The organism is Achromobacter ruhlandii (genome assembly GCF_902859695.1).
In the GTDB taxonomy this organism is placed as follows: domain Bacteria; phylum Pseudomonadota; class Gammaproteobacteria; order Burkholderiales; family Burkholderiaceae_B; genus Achromobacter; species Achromobacter ruhlandii.
This window is the reverse complement of sequence record NZ_CADIJL010000003.1, coordinates 372,943-388,829: the sequence shown is the minus strand read 5'-3', so window position 1 is coordinate 388,829 and position 15,887 is coordinate 372,943. Positions and strand designations below refer to the sequence as shown.

Below are 15,887 nucleotides of genomic sequence, written 5' to 3'. Positions count from 1 at the left end.
CGCGGCAAGCCACGCCGGCGAGCCCGTCAATCGGCTCGCCGAGCGGGGCCTCAGACGCCCCCTTCGTAGCCCAGCTGGCGCCAGGCTTCGAAAACCGTCACTGCCACCGCGTTGGACAGGTTCAAGCTCCGCTGCCCCGCCCGCATCGGCAGCCGCAACCGCTGCTGCGGCGCGAACATCGCGTGATGCGCTTCCGACAGTCCGGCGCTCTCGCGCCCGAACACGAACACGTCGCCCGCTTCGAACCGCACATCCCCGACGCTACGCTGCGCGTGAGTCGTCAATGCATAGATATGCGAGGCTGCCGCCCCGGTATCCGCCAGCGCTTCCGGCAAGGAATCGTGCACCCGCACCGGCTGCCATTCGTGGTAATCCAGTCCCGCCCGCCGCATGCGGGCGTCATCCAGCTCGAATCCCAACGGGCGCACCAGATGCAATTGGGCGCCGGTATTGGCGCACAAGCGGATCGCATTGCCCGTGTTGGGCGGAATCTCGGGACAGACGAGGATGACGTGGAACATGGCAAAAGGCGCGCAAGACATTGACAGGCGCGCGGTCCGGGACGGCCGCGCAGCAGCGATTGTCGCCGATTTGGACCACCCACCGACGGCGCGCCCGAGAACCGGCGCGGCGAAGGATCAATCGGGACGCGGCGTGCGCGCCGCCACCAGCACGGTCACGCTGGCCGCCCCCGCCGCCAGCAAGGCGCGCGCGGCGGCATCGGCGGTGCTGGCCGTGGTCATGACGTCATCGACCAGGCCGACGTCGCGGCCGGACAGGTCCCGCCGGCAGTGGAACACGCCCTGCGCGCCCTGTTGCCGCGCCCGCCGTCCCAGGGTCGTCTGCCGTGGGGTCTCACGCCGCCGCAGCAACGTTCCGCGCAGCAGCGGCCAATCAAGGTGCTGCGCCAGGCCACGGGCGATCTCGCCGGCCGGGTTCAGGCCGCGCCGGCGCAGCGACGCGCGGCTGGACGGCACCGGCACCAACAGCAGCACCGCGGGCGGCGGGTCGCTCCATACCGCATGCGCCAGCAGGCGCGCCAACACCGGCGCCGCGCTCAGCCGCAGCTGGGTCTTGAGTTGGCGGATCAGCGTATCGGCGGGGGGTTCGTAATCGAACGCGGCGATCGTGCGCACGAAGGCCGGCGGCCGCGCCAGGCAGGCGGCGCAATGCAGCGCGTCCGGGCCCAGCCGAAGGGCGCAACGAGGACAGCGCGGATCGGGCGGCGTCTGCGACGCGGCGGCGAGATCGAGTTCGCAGCCTTCACATAGCCGGGCGCCGCCGACGCGCGCCCCGCATAGGGGGCAATCGCAAGGCACCCGGGCCAGCAGCCACCGCCCCATCGCCTGTAGGGACAATCCGCGTCCCCGGCCGGGATGGGCAATAATGTGGGCCATCCCCCATGAAACCATGATCCGCCCGCGGCACCGGCCCGGGCGCGACCGAAATGTCCCTGCCCGCACCCGCCACCCCGCCCTCGCTACCGCTCGTCGCCGCCGACGTGCCGCGCCAATTCGCCCGCCGCGGCGACCTGTCGGAAGCCCAGTTCCTGTATGGCGAAGTCGCCCGCCGCATGCTGGGCCGGCTGCAGTACATCCGCGTGCAACCGCAGGCCATGCTCGACGCCGGCTGCGGCGCGGGCGACAACCTGGCCCTGTTGCGCGAGCGCTATGCCGAGGCCGCCTACACCGGTCTGGACAATTGCGAACCGTTGCTGGACATTGCCCGCAAGCGCCACGCGCCCGCCGGACTCGGCGCCTGGATCGGCAAACTGGCGCGTCGGGGCCCGGCCACCGGCTTCGTCAACGCCGATCTGGCCGCCACCGGCCTGGCGCCGGAATCGCACGAACTGGTGTGGTCCAACCTGGCCCTGCACTGGCACCGCGAACCGCACGCCGTGCTGGGCGAATGGCGCCGTATCCTCAAGGTCGGCGGGCTGGCGATGTTCTCCTGTCTGGGCCCGGCGACGCTGCGCGAGTTGCGCCAGGCGCTCGATGATGCCGGCCTGCGCACCGCCACGCCGGCCTTCGTCGACATGCACGACTTCGGCGACCTGCTGGTGGAAAACGGCTTCGCCGACCCCGTCATGGACCAGGAGATCCTGACCCTGACCTACCGCACGCCGGAAAAACTGCTGCAGGACGTGCGCGCCCTGGGCGGCAATCCCGCGGCCGGCCGCCGCGCCGGCCTGGTCGGACGCGACTGGCGCGCACGCCTGTGCGCGGCGCTGGAAGCACAACGCCGTCCCGACGGCGTCATCGCCCTGAGCATCGAAGTGGCTTACGGCCACGCCTGGCGCGCCGCGACTCACCGCGGCAGCGCGGGGGAAACCCGTTTGTCGGTCAGCGCCATCGGCGGCCGCCAGCGCGGCACGCCCTGACGAGACACGCCCCGGCCGACGGCCCGCCTGCGCGGGACGCCCGGCCAGGGCGCAAGGCTTGCAACTGTCGCGTTCAGTTCAATGCAGACGCTCGGGCAGCGTCGCCGTCACTCCCGGTTCCGCCGCCGACAAAGGTTGCATGGGTTCGGAAGTGGCGCGGATGCGCCGCCGCAGCACCGCGGTTGGCTCTGCCGGCGCGGCTACCTGGGGCGATTCGCCCCGCCAGGCTTGCGACATCGACTCCACCACCAGCGGCAGGTCGCGCAGGCGATGGAACTGGTTGCGCAACCAGCGCGCGTCGTTGCCGCTGCGCATGGCGTCGTCGCGCAGCGTCGCGATCATGTCACCCGTGCCCAATTCCTCGGCCACCGGCATCAGCCGCTGGAACAGCGCGCGCAGGTGATCCATCAGGCGCAGGCGCTGGCCATCCGGCGTCACATAGCTGCCTTGCAGGCCGAAGCGGCAGGCCTGGAAGTGGTTGCTCCGGTAGGACAGCCAGGCCTTGTCGCTGGGATCTTCCTCGCGCATCAGCAGCACCGCCAGCGCCTGGGCGAACGCGGCGATCTGGCAGGCGCGCTCCACCGTCAGCGGCGTGTCGCAGACGCGGATCTCGACCGTGCCGAATTCGGGCTTGGGACGGATATCCCAGTACAGGTCCTTGATGCTCTCGGCCAACCCGTAGGCGCGCAGCTGCGCCAGATGGGCCTCGAACTGGTACCAGTCCTTGACGTCCGCCGGCATGTGGCCCGCCAGCGGGAAACTGTTGACCGCGTTCAGGCGCGAGCACGAGAACAGCGTATCGACGCCCTCGCAGTACGGCGACGAGGCCGACAGGGCGATGAAGTGCGGCACATAGGGCGACAGCCGGCGCAACAGTTTGATAGCTTCGTCGCCGCTTTTGACGCCCAGGTGGATATGCTGGCCGAACACCGTAAATTGACGCGCCAGGTAACCATACATTTCGGCCAGGTACTGGAAGCGCGGGGTATCCGAGATCGAGCGTTCCTGCCAGCGCATGAACGGGTGGGCGCCGCCGCCCGCCACCGAAACGCCAACGGCATCGGCGGCTTCGACCAGCGCATCGCGCATCTCTCGCATCTCGGCCAGCAGGCCCATCGGGTGCTCGTGCACCGAGGAATTCAGTTCGATCATGGACCGCGTGATTTCCGGTTTGACGCGGTCGGCGATGGGGTGATTGGCCATTTGGGCCAGCAGCTCGTCAGAGGCTGCGGTGAGGTCAAAACTGCGGGGGTCGATCAGTTGCAGCTCGAGTTCGATGCCCAGGGTGTTGGGGGCCGACGAAATGAACGGGATCTGTTCCATCTCGGACTCCTTCGGATATGGATGAGGGGGTGCGCCGTTCGACCTTGAAGCCCGGTAACTTCCCGGGGGGCACTAGACGGCGGCTTGTGACCGCATAATAGCCGCATGTTTGTGGCAAAACGATTGAAAATCGTGACATTTGTGTGCAACATCGCGATGCATTCGGTTTTTCCCTCTAGAACAAAGTGAGCGAGCGCTCACAACGTAGGAAGCACGCGGGCTGGCGGCCGGTGAGCGCCGCAAGCGCAGTCAGGATGGGGCTTTTGGGATGGGACGGGAAAACCCTGATTCGGGTTTTCCCCAGGTAAAGGCGGCCCGCCGGCAACCGCCTTGCGCCAGGGCTCGCGCGCGTGGGACGGCAGTGTCCGAGGGCCGGCTACTTACGCCAGAAGATGGGGGTGAACAGCACCAGTACGGTCAGCAGTTCCAGCCGGCCGATCAGCATGGCGAAGGTGCAGACCCAGATCTGAAAGTCGGACAACACCGCGAAATTGCCCATGGGGCCGACCGGGCCCAGGCCGGGGCCGGTGTTATTGACGCTGGCGAACACGGCCGAGAACGCGGTGATCGGGTCCAGCCCCGACAGCAGCAACAGGCTGGTGAAGACAGCGATGGACAGCCCGTAGAACAGCATGAATGCGAGCACCGACGACATGGTGCGGGCCTCGACCGCCCGGCCATTGACCCGTACCGGGCTGACGGCATGCGGATGCAACATTGTGACAAGTTCGTTGCGCGCCTGTTTGACCAGCAGGATGGCCCGGATCATCTTGATCCCGCCCCCGGTCGAGCCCGCCGAGGTGGCAAACCCCGACAACAGCAGCATGGTCAGGGGCGCGAACAGGGGCCACTGGGCGAAGTCGGTATTGGCGTAACCCGTGGTGGTGGCCATCGAAATGGTGTTGAACATGCCGTAGCGCAGGGCTTCCAGGGGCTCCTGGTAGACGCCCTTGACGTACAGGAACACCGAAATCACCAGCCCCACGCCCAGCACCACCACCAGATACGGGATCGCCTCAGGGCAGCGCAGATAGGCGCGTCCGCTGCGCTGGCGGAAGGCATTGAAGTGCGTGGCAAAGTTGATGCCGGCGATCAGCATGAAGACCATGGCCACCATTTCGACCGCCACCGAATCGAAGTGGGCAAAGCCGTCGTCCCAGGTCGAAAAGCCGCCCAGGCCCATGGTCGTGGCCATGTGGCACCAGGCCTCGAACCACGACAGGCCAACCGCGCGGTACGCCAGGAAGCACAGGATCGAGAAGGCGAAGTACACCGCGTACAGCGCCTTGGCGGTGCTGGCGATGCGCGGGGTCAGGCGCTCGTCCTTCATGGGGCCGGGCGTCTCGGCCCGCACCACCTGGTGCCCGCCCACGCCCAGCAGCGGCAGGATCGCCACCGCCAGCACCAGGATGCCCATGCCGCCCACCCATACCAGGGTGGCGCGCCACAGGTTGATCGACGGCGGCAGCGCGTCCAGGTTGGTCAGCACGGTCGCGCCAGTGGTCGTCAACCCGGACATGGCCTCGAAATAGGCGCCAGTGAACGACAGCGGCAGGCCGGCGCGGTGGAAGTAGATCAGCAGCGGGATCGCCGCCAGCAGGGGCAGGCCGGCCCACACCGCCGACACCAGCACGAAACCGTCGCGGGCGCGCAGCTCGCTGCGGGCCCGCCGGGTCAGCGCCGCCAGGCCGACGCCGATGCCGACCGAAATCAGGAATCCATGCAGGAAGGCGCCACGCGCCGCGTCGCCGCCGACGTAGGCCACCCCCAGCGGGATCAGCATGGTCAGGGCGAACATCACCATGGTCAGGCCGAGGATGTGCAGGGTCGCCAGGACGCGCTTCATGCGGCCTCCCCGGCCGCCGCCGGTCCGTCGGGAAACGGGACGCGCGGGCTCATCAGAAGAACGACGCCGAGACTTGGAACAGCTTTTCCACGCGCGGCATCTGCTTGCGCGAGGGCACGAAGACGATGACGTGATCGTCGGTTTCGATCACGGTATCGGCATCGGGCAGGATGATTTCGTCCTCGCGCACCAGCGCGCCGATGCTGGCGCCCTTGGGCAGGCTGATCTCGCCCACCTTGCGGCCCACCACCTTGGAAGTGGAGCGGTCGCCGTGGGCGATGGCTTCCAGCGCCTCGGCCACGCCCTGGCGCAGCCGGTGCACCGCCGCCACGTCGCCGCGCCGCACGTGGCGCAGCAGCTCGCTCATGGTGGCCTGCGATGGCGACACCGCGATATCGATATGGCTGCCCTGCATCAGCTCGCCATAGGCCTGGCGGTTGATCAGCGCGATCACCTTGCGCGCGCCCAGCCGCTTGGCCAGCAGCGACGACATGATGTTGTCCTCGTCGTCGCTGGTCAGGGCCAGCCAGGTGTCCATGTCCTCGATGTTCTCGCGCTCCAGCAGGGCCTCGTCGGTGCCGCTGCCGTGCAGCACCAGCACGCTGTCGGGCAACTGCGTGGCCAGGTATTCGCAGCGCTTGAGGTCGCGCTCGATGATGCGCACGCTGTAGTTTTCCTCGGCCAGCGCGCGCGCCAGCCGCAGGCCGATATTGCCGCCGCCGGCGATCATCACGCGGCGCACGGCCTTTTCGGCTTCGCGCAGCTGCCGCACGGCGCGGCGAGCGTGGCGCGTGTCGACCACCAGCACCACCTCGTCGCCGGGCGCGATCACGGTGCCCGAGCCGGCGCGCAGCGGCCGGCCGCCGCGCAGCACGTCGATCACCCGGGCGGTGACGTCTGGCCAGACCTCGCGCAGCTTGTCCACGGGGTGGTGCGCCATCGGACTGCCATGCCCGACGCGAACGGTCACGACACTGACGCGGCCCTCGGCGAATTCGACCACCTGCAGCGCCTCGGGAAACTCGATCAGGCTGTGCAGGTAGGTGGTGACGCTGCGCTCGGGACTGATGATGGCGTCGATGCAGAAGCCCTCTTCGCTCATCAGCTCCGGGTACTCGGAGAACTCGCCCGAGCGGATGCGGGCGATGCGACGGGGAATGTTGAACAGCTGGCGGGCGATCTTGCAGGCCACCATGTTGGCCGCGTCGGACGCGGCGCAAGCGATCAGCAGATCGGTGTCGGCCGCGCCGGCGCCTTCCAGCACCGACACCTGCGAACCGTCGCCATGGACGACGCGCAGGTCGAAGTGTTCTTGCAGGTACTGCAACTGGGACGGATCCGAATCGATCACCGTGATGTCGTTCTGCTCGGACACCAGGTTTTCCGCCACGCTGGTGCCTACCCGCCCAGCGCCGATGATCAGGATCTTCATGCGCCCCGTTTGCGCGCGGACTCGATGCCCAATTGCTTGAGCTTGCGGTAGAGGTGGGTGCGCTCGAGGCCGGTGCGTTCGGACACGCGGGTCATGCTGTGGCTTTCGCGGACCAGGTGGTATTCGAAGTAGATGCGCTCGAACTCGTCGCGCGCCTCGCGCAGCGGCTGATCCAGCGAGATGCTGCCCAGCTGGCCGTTGGCGGTGACCGGGACCTCGTTGGCGGGGGCCGTCGACAGGGTCGGCGGATCGAGTTCGTCTTCCAGCGCCACGGTGGCGCTGGCCGCCGCGGGCGCCGCCACGGGCGCCGCATGCGGCACCCGGCCGCGGGCCAGTCCGGCCGCCACGGTCTTGAGCAGGCGCTGCAGCGTGATCGGCTTTTCGAGGAAGTCCATGGCGCCGATGCGGGTGGCCTCGACCGCCGTGTCGATGGTGGCGTGGCCGCTCATCATGATGACCGGCATGTCCAGCAGGCCCTGCGAGCCCCATTCCTTGAGCAGGCTGACGCCATCGGTGTCCGGCATCCAGATGTCCAGCAGCACCAGATCGGGACGCATGCGAAGGCGCGCGGCGCGCGCTTGCGCCGCGTTTTCGGCCAATTCGACCGTGTGTCCTTCGTCGTACAGGATTTCCGACAAAAGCTCGCGAATACCGACTTCGTCGTCAACCACCAGAATTCTGGCCATAAAGCATCCACCTATTGCGTAGCCGCATTATCCTTTTCTTGCGCGGGCGCGTCCATAGTATCGGCCCCGGGAGCGAGCCGGGTCAACAAGATGGAAATCCGCGCGCCTCCTTCCTTGCGATTGGCAAGGTCGATCCGCCCGCCATGCTCTTCGACGATCTTGCGTACGATTGCCAATCCTAACCCAGTCCCGTGCGACTTGGTGGTTACGTAGGGCTCGAAGGCGCGCTGCATGACCTGCGGCGGGAAGCCCGGGCCGGTGTCGGCGACCGTGAAACGCAGGGCCTGCTGGTCGGCGCGGTCGGGCTGCTCGCTGCGCATCAGCTGGGTAGTGACGCTGACCCGGCCTTCCCCGCCCTTCTCGGCAATGGCGTCGCGGGCGTTGGACAGCAGGTTGTGGATCACCTGGCGCAGCTGGGTCGGATCGCCCTCGATGGCCGGCAGGTCCGCGCCCAGGCTGACATCCAGGTTCAGCGCCTTGCCGGACGCCGAGCGCACCGAGGGCGCGCCGTCCGGCTCCCAGCCGTACAGCGACAGCACGTCCGCCACCAGCGCGTTGAAGTCGATGCGCTGCATCACCGCCGGCGGCGTGCGGGCGTATTCGCGGAAATCGTCGACCATCTGCTTGAGCGAGGCCACCTGGTTGACGATGGTGTTGGTGGAACGCTCGACGATCTGGGCCTCGGCCGGCGGCAACTTGCCTTCCAGCTTCATCGCCAGGCGCTCGGCGGACAGCTGGATCGGCGTCAGCGGGTTCTTGATTTCGTGGGCCAGGCGGCGGGCCACCTCGCCCCAGGCCACGGTGCGGTTGGCCGAAATGACTTCGGTGATGTCGTCGAACACCACCAGATAGCCGTTGCCCCGGCCATCGACCCGCAGGTGCGTGCCGCGCGCCAGCAGCGTCAGCGGCTGCGGCCCATTGGGTGTGTCGCCCTGCTTGGGCGCGATCTCGAACTGCTGCTGCCAGTGCTGGCGCTCGGAGCCCACCGCCGCGTGGGTGGAAAACGCCTGCCGCACGATATTCGCGAATTCAAGCATGCCATCCACGGTTTCCAGCGGCCGCCCGATCACCGAGCGCAGGTCTGCCTGCAGGATGGTCTGGGCGCCCTGGTTGACGGTGGTGACGCGGAAGGACTCGTCGAACACCAGCACCCCGGACGACAGGTTCGACAGCACGCTTTCCAGGTAGACGTTGGAGCGCTCGAGTTGCTGGCGGTTGCTCTCGACCATGCGGCGGGCCTCGTCGAGCTGGCGCGTCATGGCGTTGAACGAGCGGGTCAACTGGCCGACCTCGTCGCGCTCGGGCGGCTCGGGCAGCGGCCGGTAGTCGCCCACGCCCACGGCCTGGGTGCCGCCGGCCAGACTCAACAATGGCCGCACCAGCCGCTTGGACAGCGACAACGCCACGGCAATGGCGCCGAACGCGGCCAGCAGCAGCGCCAGGGTCAGGGTGATGCCGTACAGCTTGCGCAGGCCCAGCCGCGACAGCGCCAGTTCCTGGTAGTCGCGAAAGCCCTGCTGCACCAGGTTGGCGTTGTGCGCGATCTGCTCGGGCACCGGCTGCAGCAACTGCAGCCAGCGCGGCTCGGACGCGGCGCCCAGCAGGTTGTCGTAGCGGTCCGGGCCGGTCAGCGGGATCACCACGCGCAGATGCAGGCCGCCGTCCACGCCCGGCTTGACCGGATCGTCGGCCTCGGCGGCCGAGTAACCCCGCGACAGGCGCAACTGGTTCATGACGGTGGGCGGCGGCATGGCCGGCAGCAACTGTCCGTACTGACTGGTGGAGAACGCGACCATGCGGCCGCTGCCAGTGAAAACCATGGCTTCCTGCACGCCGTTGGCTTCGCGCAGGCGGGTCAGGGCCAGCGTCACGCCGGTGTCGGAATTGCGGTTCAGTTCGGCGGCCATCGAGCGGGCCCGCGCATCCAGATCCGCCAGCAGCGAATCGAGCGCGGCCCGCCCCAGGTTCAGGCCGGCCTCGAGCGCGCTGTCGACCCGCACGTTGAACCAGGACTCGATCGAGCGCGACATGAACTGCACCGAGACGGTATAGATCAGCGCGCCAGGGACCACGCCGATCAGGGCAAAGGCCAGCGAAAACCGCGCGGTAAGCCGGGCGCCGAACTGCCGGCGGCGGATCTGCCGCGCCAGCCGCACCGTCAGCGCCACCACCCAGATAAACAGCGCCAGGGCGAAAATGCCGTTGAGGATCAACAGGGTGTCGTAATAGCGGGCAAAGCGCGAGGCATTGCCGGTGGACCACGCCAGCAGGCCCAGCAACGCCAGGCCGCTCACGGCGCCGACCATCAAGGCCAGCCGAAGCAGCAGCCTCATGAGGGGTCTTGCTCCTTGTCACCCAACGTGAACGAGAAATCGGTCCACGGCGTGCCCTGGATCCAGGAACTGCTGTTCAGCGCATTGACCTGGAACGGCCGGGGCAGCAGGGACGTGTCCAGCCGCAGCCGGAACTGGCCGCCGTAGACCACGCCTTCGTCGAAATCGTCGGCATCGGCCACCTGCCAATTGCGCACGTGGCGGATCACGCTCATGGCGTCGTCCAGCGAGGCCACCGGAAAGGACAGCTCGCCCACGCCGGCACGCCACTGGCGCGTCAGCGCGTTATAGATCACGCGCCAGGTGCGGGAGGTGTCCACCAGGGATTTGTTGAACCACCACCAGCGCTCGCGGGTGATGGTCAGGTCGGCGGTGAAATAGAGCGGCACGCCGCGCTGGGCGGCATCGCGCAACTGCTGGTTCAGTTCGAATTCGATGTCGGCGTCGATTTCAAGCTTGTCGCCACGCACCACCGGCTCGACGCGCACCACCTTCGGTTCGGACCCGTGCGCCTGACCCGCCGGCGCCAATGACAGCGCGGCAAATGCGAACAATAACCCCAGAAATGAACGTGAAATGATGGACATACGACACCGAAACCCTGTCATGCCCCTATTCTTGGCGATTCAGGACTGCTTGGCAAACAAGGCGTAGAAAAACCCATCGTGCTGTGCCACGGGTGTTGCATCGACCGCAACTGGCAGCAGTTGGCCGGGCGCATCGAGGCGCGTGGCCTCGGGATGGCGCTGCAGGAATTCCAGCGCCTGGCGCGTGCCTTCGATCGGGAACACCGAACAGGTGACATACAGCAGGCGGCCGCCGGGGGCCACGGTACGCCAGAGGGCGTCCAGGATGCGGGCCTGCAGCGTCGCGGTGCGGCGCAGGTCGTTCTCGCGCCGCAGCCAGCGGATGTCGGGGTGGCGCCGCACGATGCCCGAGGCGGTGCACGGCACGTCCGCCAGCACCGCGTCGAACGGCTTGCCGTCCCACCAGGAATCCAGGTCCGCGGCGTCGGCGGCCTGCAAGCGCACGTGCTCGCCGGCCAGGCCCAGGCGGTCCAGATTCTGGCCGACCCGGACCAGGCGGTCGGCATCGGCATCCAGGGCCAGCAGGTCGATATCGGCCAGCTCCAGCAGATGGGCGGTCTTGCCGCCGGGCGCGGCGCAGGCGTCCAGCACCCGCATGCCATCCTTGGGCGCCAGCAGTTCGGCGGCCAACTGGGCGCCGGCGTCCTGCACCGACCACCAGCCTTCGGCAAAACCGGGCAGTTGGGTCACCGGGCGCGGCGAGGCCAGCACCAGGCCGGCCTGGCCCACCGGCTCGGCGACCAGGCCCGCGTCGTGGAATGCGGCCAGGACCTGATCGCGGCTGGCGCGGCGTCGGTTGACCCGCAACGTCAGCGGCGCCGGCACATTGGCCGCCCGCAGGATGTCCTGCCACTGCCGCGGATAGGCCACGCGCAGTTGCTTGACCCACCAGCCCGGGTGGTTCCATTCGGCCTCGGGGCTGTCGGCCACGGCGGCCTCCAGCGCTGCCCGTTCGCGCAGGAAGCGGCGCAGGCAGGCGTTGAGCAAGCCCTTGAACGAGGCCAGGCCGCGGTTCCTGGAAGCGGCCGTGACCGCCTGGTCCACCACCGTGTGCGGCGCGTACACCGGCATGCCGGGCAGGGCCGAGGCGGCCTCGCCCTCGGCCTTGAGCAGCGTCAGCGACACCAGCAGCAGCGATTCGAACAACACATTGGGATAGCGCTGCACCAGCTCGCGGCCGACCGCGTCGGCCCAGCCCAGGTAGCGCATGGCGTGGAACGACACCGCCTGCGCGGCGGGACGCAGGGCGCCATCGACGTCGGCCAGCGCCTCGGTCAGCGAACGGCCGTCCAGGACCTCCTCCACGACCCCCGCGCTGGAAAGCAGGACGGTGGACAGCGGCGGGGCCAGATGAGGGGTGTCGGAACGCGTGGACATGGCAGCAAATCAAAGGACAAGACCGCTATGGTAGCCCGGCGCGGCCCGCTCGCCCCGCCGAGGGGCCGCGCCGGGCGCTGGACGAACCGCGGCGGGCGCGTCACACTGGCCGCTTGCCACGGAGCCCGCCATGTCCACCGCCACGCTGCTGCTGTTCATCCTGGCCTCGGCCGTCGCCATCGTGACGCCCGGCCCCACCGTGCTGCTCGCCATGAGCAACGGCTCGCGCCATGGCGTGCGCACCGCCTGCTGGGGCATGGGCGGCGCGGTGCTGGCCGACTTCATCCTGGTGGGCGCGGTGGCTTCCGGCCTGGGCGTGGTGCTGGCAGCCTCCGAAGTGGCGTTCCATGTCATCAAGTGGGCGGGCGCCGCCTACCTGGCCTACCTGGGCTGGAAGATGCTGCGCTCGGATGCCGCGTTGGTGCTGCCGGCCGCCGAACCCGGCGCCGCCCGGCCCGTGGGCCTGAAGCTGGGCCTGCGCAGCTTCGTGGTGGCGCTGACCAATCCGAAGGCGCTGCTGTTCATGTCGGCCTTCCTGCCGCAGTTCATCAACACCCAGGCGCCCCTGCTGCCCCAATACGCCACCGTGGCCGGCGTGCTGGCGTTGATGAACATCCTGACCATGCTGGCCTACGCCACCCTGGGCGCGCAGTTGGTGCGCGCCTTCCAGGGCTCGGGACTGCGCTGGCTGAACCGGGTCTGCGGCTCGCTCATGATCGGGCTGGCTGGCACCCTGGCGCTGTACCGCCGCAGCGGCGGCTGATAACCGGCGCTTTCCTGACGAATATTGGGGACGCATATCAGCGGAATGCCATTGCGGCAACCCGCTAAAATAACGGCCCCCCGCCCTGCCGCGCTAAAATTGCGCAGTATTTGATCATTGGCGCCGGCTCGCGCCCACCGAGGTATTCCATGTCTTCCCCCAAAGTCGGCTTTGTCAGCCTGGGCTGTCCCAAAGCCCTGGTCGACTCCGAACGCATCCTGACCCAACTGCGCACCGAAGGGTACCAAGTCACGCCCGAGTACAACGACGCGGACGTCGTGGTGGTCAACACCTGTGGTTTCATCGACAGCGCCAAGGCCGAGTCGCTGGAAGCCATCGGCGAAGCGCTGGCCGAGAACGGCAAGGTCATCGTCACCGGCTGCATGGGCGTCGAGGAATCGGTGATCCGCAACGTGCACCCCAGCGTGCTGGCCGTGACCGGCCCGCAGCAATACGAGGAAGTGGTGCGCGCCGTGCACGACGCCGCGCCGCCCAAGAAGGACCACAATCCCTACCTCGACCTGGTGCCGCCGCAGGGCGTCAAGCTGACCCCGCGCCACTACGCCTACCTGAAGATCTCGGAAGGCTGCAATCACCGCTGCAGCTTCTGCATCATCCCGTCGATGCGCGGCGACCTGGTCAGCCGCCCGGTGGGCGACGTGCTCAGCGAAGCCGAGCGCCTGGTCAAGGCCGGCGTCAAGGAACTGCTGGTGATCTCGCAGGACACCAGCGCCTACGGCGTCGACGTCAAGTACCGCAGCGGCTTCTGGAACGGCCGCCCGGTGCGCACCCGCATGACCGAACTCTGTACGGCCTTGTCCGAAATGGGGGTCTGGACGCGCCTGCACTACGTGTATCCGTATCCGCACGTGGACGAAGTGATTCCGCTGATGGCCGAGGGCAAGATCCTGCCCTACCTGGACATCCCGTTCCAGCACGCCAGCCCGCGCATCCTCAAGGCCATGAAGCGTCCGGCATTCGAGGACAAGACGCTGGCGCGCATCAAGCAGTGGCGCGAGATCTGCCCCGACCTGACCATCCGCTCGACCTTCATCGTCGGCTTCCCCGGCGAAACCGAGGAAGACTTCCAGTACCTGCTGGACTGGATGCAGGAAGCCCAGCTCGACCGCGTCGGCTGTTTCCAGTATTCGCCGGTGGAAGGCGCGCCCGCCAACCTGCTCGACAATCCGGTGCCGGACGAGGTCAAGCAGGAACGCTGGGAACGCTTCATGGAACTGCAGCAATCGATTTCCACCGCGCGCCTGGCGCGCAAGGTCGGCCGCGAGATCGATGTGCTGATCGACGAGGTGGATGAAGACGGCGCCGTGGGCCGCAGCGCCGGCGATGCGCCGGAAATCGACGGTTGCGTCTACGTCAGTTCGGACCGCGTCCTCAAGGCCGGCGACATGGTGCGCGTGCGCGTCACCGACTCCGACGAATACGACCTCTGGGCCGACACGATCTAAGCATCCTGCCAGCCGGCGGCGACCGCCGCCGGCTGCCTTCAGGCTTCCAGCAGCTTCAGCCCCGCCACGCCGCCCACGATCAGCGCGATGCACGCCAGGCGCGCGGCGGACGGCGAATCCCCGAACAGCACGATCCCCAGCACCGTGATGCCCACGGAACCGATGCCGGTCCACACCGCGTAGGCAGTGCCAGCGGGCAAGTGCCGCATCGCCAGCGTCAGCAGGAAGATGCTGCCCAGGGCCGCGGCGATGCCGATGGCGCTGGGCCAGAACCGCGTCCAGCCGTCCGCGTACTTCAACGCCAGCGCCATCACGATTTCCACGCCGCTCGCGGCCAACAGGATCCACCAGGCCATCGCGGCCTCCTTCGATTATGGGAACGCGGCCAGCTTAGGGCCTATAGTTACCCAGACACAAGTACGCACCTTTTGGTAACCATAAAGGATTCACCATGGCTGTCGCCTCCCCCGCTGCCGCCGACGTATTCGACGCCGCCTGCCCGTCGCGCCGCGCGCTCGAGCTGATCTCGGGCAAGTGGGTGCCGCTGGTGCTGCCCGCGCTGGCGCGCGGTCCGCTGCGCAACAATGAACTGCTGCGCAGGCTGGACGGCATCTCGCAGAAGATGATGACGCAGACCCTGCGCGAGCTGGAGCGCCACGGGCTGGTGCGGCGCGAAGACATGCGCACGGTGCCGCCGCACGTGCGCTATCACCTGACAGAACTGGGGGAATCGTTGAATGTGGCGCTGGTGGCGCTGGATCGCTGGGCCGAGACGCACCATGCGCAACTGGATGCGGCGGCGCGCCGCCACGATGCGGCTGCCGCGCGCCGCGCGTGACCGCCGCCGGCCGGCGTGCCACGGCAAGCCGGCCCGCGTCGACAGGCTGGCGCTACCCGCGCCCGTGCCCCGCAACGGGCGGCGCGGGCCGGCAACGCTTCAGTGCTTGGCCAGGAAATCCGACATGTCGTCGGCGTGCTCTTCCTCGACCGCCAGGATCTCTTCCAGCAGGCGGCGCGTGGTGGAGTCCTGTTCGCCGATGTACTCGATCATCTGCCGGTAGCTGTCGATGGCGATGCGCTCGGCGATCAGGTTTTCCTTGATCATCTCCTCGAGCGTGGCGCCCTCGATGTACTCGGAGTGGCTGCGCTCGAGCAGGCCCTTGGGCGACAGGTTCGGCTCGCCGCCCAGTTGCACGATGCGTTCGGCCAGCTTGTCGGCGTGATCCTGCTCCTGGGCCGCGTGCTCGGCGAATTCCGCGGCCACCGGCTCGGCATTCAGGCCGCGGGCCATGAAGAAGTGGCGCTTGTAGCGCAGCACACAGACAATCTCGGTGGCCAACGCCTCGTTCAGCAGCTTGAGCACGGTCTTGCGGTCGGCGCGATAAGTATCGGTGACGGCGCCGGACTCGATGTCCTGGCGCGCCTTGGCGCGGATCGCCTTCACATCCATGTCGAAGGGGCGGCTTGCCTGTTCGCGGTTACGGGTCGTGTTTTCCATATCGTTAGCTCCTTTTGGGTTGGCAATACGACGCTGGACTTCCAGTCGTTCCGAACAACCCAGTCTACCGGCCACGCAAAAAGATGCTGTGTCCAAACATTGCCCATGGCGCCGGATCTGGCCTTCCCGCGACGCGCCAGAAACCCGCCCGGCGCTTCTCGTAAACTATCGGCTTCCCGGACGGCCCGTGACGCAA

General features: G+C 68.0%; 15 protein-coding genes. 4 read left to right on the top strand and 11 right to left on the bottom strand.

Annotated features, from left to right (window positions below):
• Positions 1–50 precede the first annotated feature (50 nt).
• Positions 51–521, bottom strand: coding sequence for a tRNA (cytidine(34)-2'-O)-methyltransferase (locus tag HV742_RS06190; protein WP_054417870.1), 471 nt, complete (start codon positions 519–521; stop codon positions 51–53).
• Positions 522–638: 117 nt separating this feature from the next.
• Positions 639–1,136 (bottom strand): ComF family protein, encoded by a 498-nt coding sequence (locus tag HV742_RS06185; protein WP_367647921.1) that lies wholly within the window; start codon positions 1,134–1,136, stop codon positions 639–641.
• A gap of 311 nt (positions 1,137–1,447) precedes the next feature.
• Between HV742_RS06185 and HV742_RS06180 the strand changes: the two genes are divergently transcribed.
• Positions 1,448–2,380, top strand: coding sequence for a methyltransferase domain-containing protein (locus tag HV742_RS06180; protein ID WP_049076769.1), 933 nt, complete (start codon positions 1,448–1,450; stop codon positions 2,378–2,380).
• Positions 2,381–2,458: 78 nt separating this feature from the next.
• Here the strand turns inward: HV742_RS06180 and HV742_RS06175 are convergent, their stop codons facing one another.
• From HV742_RS06175 to rsmB, 7 genes are all read right to left on the bottom strand, one after another.
• A complete protein-coding gene (locus HV742_RS06175; protein WP_049076772.1) occupies positions 2,459–3,703 on the bottom strand; it encodes a YbdK family carboxylate-amine ligase in 1,245 nt (414 codons plus the stop codon).
• Positions 3,704–4,079: 376 nt separating this feature from the next.
• The gene (locus HV742_RS06170; protein WP_049076775.1) at positions 4,080–5,549 is read right to left on the bottom strand and encodes a TrkH family potassium uptake protein; all 1,470 of its coding nucleotides are present in this window, start codon (positions 5,547–5,549) and stop codon (positions 4,080–4,082) included.
• 52 nt (positions 5,550–5,601) lie between these two features.
• Positions 5,602–6,981 (bottom strand): Trk system potassium transporter TrkA, encoded by a 1,380-nt coding sequence (gene trkA / locus HV742_RS06165; RefSeq protein ID WP_049076778.1) that lies wholly within the window; start codon positions 6,979–6,981, stop codon positions 5,602–5,604.
• Entirely contained in the window at positions 6,978–7,667 is a 690-nt protein-coding gene (locus tag HV742_RS06160) for a response regulator (protein ID WP_049076780.1), read from the bottom strand. Before HV742_RS06160 ends, trkA begins: the two co-directional genes overlap by 4 nt.
• 11 nt (positions 7,668–7,678) lie before the next feature.
• Positions 7,679–10,000, bottom strand: a complete 2,322-nt coding sequence (locus HV742_RS06155; protein ID WP_049076790.1) for a sensor histidine kinase — start codon at positions 9,998–10,000, stop codon at positions 7,679–7,681.
• Positions 9,997–10,587 (bottom strand): DUF4390 domain-containing protein, encoded by a 591-nt coding sequence (locus HV742_RS06150; RefSeq protein WP_100505058.1) that lies wholly within the window; start codon positions 10,585–10,587, stop codon positions 9,997–9,999. The genes HV742_RS06155 and HV742_RS06150 overlap by 4 nt, the downstream gene beginning before the upstream one ends.
• Before the next feature lie 39 nt (positions 10,588–10,626).
• Positions 10,627–11,964: a 16S rRNA (cytosine(967)-C(5))-methyltransferase RsmB gene (rsmB, locus tag HV742_RS06145; protein WP_175144680.1), complete on the bottom strand. Its 1,338-nt coding sequence runs from the start codon at positions 11,962–11,964 to the stop codon at positions 10,627–10,629.
• Positions 11,965–12,094: 130 nt separating this feature from the next.
• On the opposite strand from rsmB, the gene HV742_RS06140 reads away from it, so the two are divergent.
• Positions 12,095–12,727, top strand: a complete 633-nt coding sequence (locus HV742_RS06140; RefSeq protein ID WP_049076798.1) for a LysE family translocator — start codon at positions 12,095–12,097, stop codon at positions 12,725–12,727.
• A 149-nt stretch (positions 12,728–12,876) separates the two neighbouring features.
• Complete coding sequence (rimO, locus tag HV742_RS06135; protein WP_049076800.1) at positions 12,877–14,193, top strand: 30S ribosomal protein S12 methylthiotransferase RimO; 1,317 nt, start codon at positions 12,877–12,879, stop codon at positions 14,191–14,193.
• A 38-nt stretch (positions 14,194–14,231) separates the two neighbouring features.
• On the opposite strand, the gene HV742_RS06130 is transcribed toward rimO, so the two are convergent.
• Positions 14,232–14,549, bottom strand: coding sequence for a DMT family transporter (locus tag HV742_RS06130; protein ID WP_049076802.1), 318 nt, complete (start codon positions 14,547–14,549; stop codon positions 14,232–14,234).
• 95 nt (positions 14,550–14,644) lie between these two features.
• Between HV742_RS06130 and HV742_RS06125 the strand changes: the two genes are divergently transcribed.
• On the top strand, positions 14,645–15,031 hold the full coding sequence (locus tag HV742_RS06125; protein ID WP_063581663.1) for a winged helix-turn-helix transcriptional regulator: 387 nt from the start codon (positions 14,645–14,647) through the stop codon (positions 15,029–15,031).
• A 99-nt stretch (positions 15,032–15,130) separates the two neighbouring features.
• On the opposite strand, the gene HV742_RS06120 is transcribed toward HV742_RS06125, so the two are convergent.
• Positions 15,131–15,691: a ferritin-like domain-containing protein gene (locus HV742_RS06120; RefSeq protein ID WP_049076804.1), complete on the bottom strand. Its 561-nt coding sequence runs from the start codon at positions 15,689–15,691 to the stop codon at positions 15,131–15,133.
• Positions 15,692–15,887 lie beyond the last annotated feature (196 nt).